Origin of the sequence: Halorubrum rarum (assembly GCF_048380895.1) — an archaeon.
Classification (GTDB): Archaea; Halobacteriota; Halobacteria; order Halobacteriales; family Haloferacaceae; genus Halorubrum.
The window spans coordinates 1-1476 of record NZ_JBLWMN010000037.1; the positions used below are offsets into that span (position 1 = coordinate 1).

Below are 1476 nucleotides of genomic sequence, written 5' to 3' on the forward strand. Positions count from 1 at the left end.
CGTTGACATCCTCCCCGCCCTGAAGGGCGAGGATTCCCGAGCGTTGGGATATTACGGTTCGCAACCCACCTGTTCCCTCGGATGGAACGACCCAGAGGTTTGGTTGAACAGGTAGGCTACTGGCCGTGCCAAACGACCGTTACTCATATCCTCCGTCGGAGGATTCTGAGTTATCTTTCTGCGAATGTTCACTGCACCGTTCACGTCTGCGTTCATCGTCGCTCCGCACGAGTCACAGACGTACAAGCCACGTTCCACGCGGTTCGCGTCACGCTTCCGCCCACAGCACGAACACGTCTTTGATGTGTCTCGCTCACTCTTCCGGTCAACGAGGATGCCGTGTTCTTCGGCCTTGTATTCGAGCAACGTGGTGAACCGGTCGAACTCCCATCCGTGGAGTTTCTTGTTTCCCCTTCGCCCCCAGTTCCGTGAGTCGCCGTTCTCATCTTCTCGAATCTCGCTCAAATCACCGATAGCGATGCGACCAACCTCGTGGTCGATGCACTGCTCTACGATGTGCTTGGCGAGGGCGTGAAGGATGTGGTCTTTCCGACGCGAGAGCTTCTGACGGGCACGAAGCGCACGGCGCGACGGGCCGTTCTCACCTTCCGTATCGTACTCATCGCGGGTGAAGTAGTGCTTGTCCTGTTTCAGCACGTTCCCCGGATACAACTCAGCGTCCCCATCGTCGTACGCGATGGCGAGGTAGTTGCTGATGCCGAGATCGATACCTGCCGTCTTGTCACCGGGAGCGTCCTCAACGGATATCTCCTTCTTGCAGACGAGGTGGAGTTCCCACCGGTCGCCGTTCCACACGGCCCTGACTTGCTGGATATTCTCCACGGTCACGTCTGGGCGTGTTTCGTACTCTGCGAGGATGAAATCTGATCGGTGGGTCTTCAGGTTGAAACCCTTGCTCAGACGAAGTTGGTTATGCTTGGAATCGTGCTTGATACCCTTCTGCTTCCACGTCACGGTGGAGCGCGGGTGTTCGTCGCCGTGTTTGCGGTAGCCGGGTGGATTGGCGTCCTCGTCTCCGCGTTGGCGTGCGTTGTACCAACTGGTGAACGACTCAGCAAGCTCTTCGAGAACTCGCTGACTTGACTGAGAATGCAGGTCACTGTATCGTTCGTGTTCCTTGAGTTCGGATTTGAGTTCGCCGTCGTCGGGGATTTCTCCGTCTTCATCCCATCGGCCTTGTGTGTAGTATCGGGCGACGTTCCACAGTTTGGATGCTGAGTGCCCGCAATCATCGAGGTCGTCACTCACCTGTGGGTGATTGACGATTTTCGCTCGATAGGTGCGAGTTGTCTCCAGCATCGGACTGTGTTCATAACCAATTATGAAAATTTGGTACTAAATAGTAACGACTGGGTCGTGGAATATCCAGCAGTGCCATCGAACGTGGGTAGTGGCAGAGTTGTCGGCTGTATCCCCGCCCTGAAGGGCGGGGTTTTAGCCTTGAAACTTCCATAA

General features: G+C 55.8%; 1 protein-coding gene. It reads right to left on the reverse strand.

Going from position 1 to position 1476, the window contains the following annotated elements; genetic code table 11:
• Window positions 1-51: 51 nt before the first annotated feature.
• On the reverse strand, window positions 52-1320 hold the full coding sequence (locus tag ACNSN7_RS15520) for an RNA-guided endonuclease InsQ/TnpB family protein (RefSeq protein ID WP_418283203.1): 1269 nt from the start codon (window positions 1318-1320) through the stop codon (window positions 52-54).
• Window positions 1321-1476 lie beyond the last annotated feature (156 nt).

Coding starts and splice junctions, on each gene's coding strand:
- ACNSN7_RS15520 (WP_418283203.1), bottom strand. CDS start 1,320: ATGCTGGAGACAACTCGCACCTATCGAGCGAAAATCGTCAATCACCCA.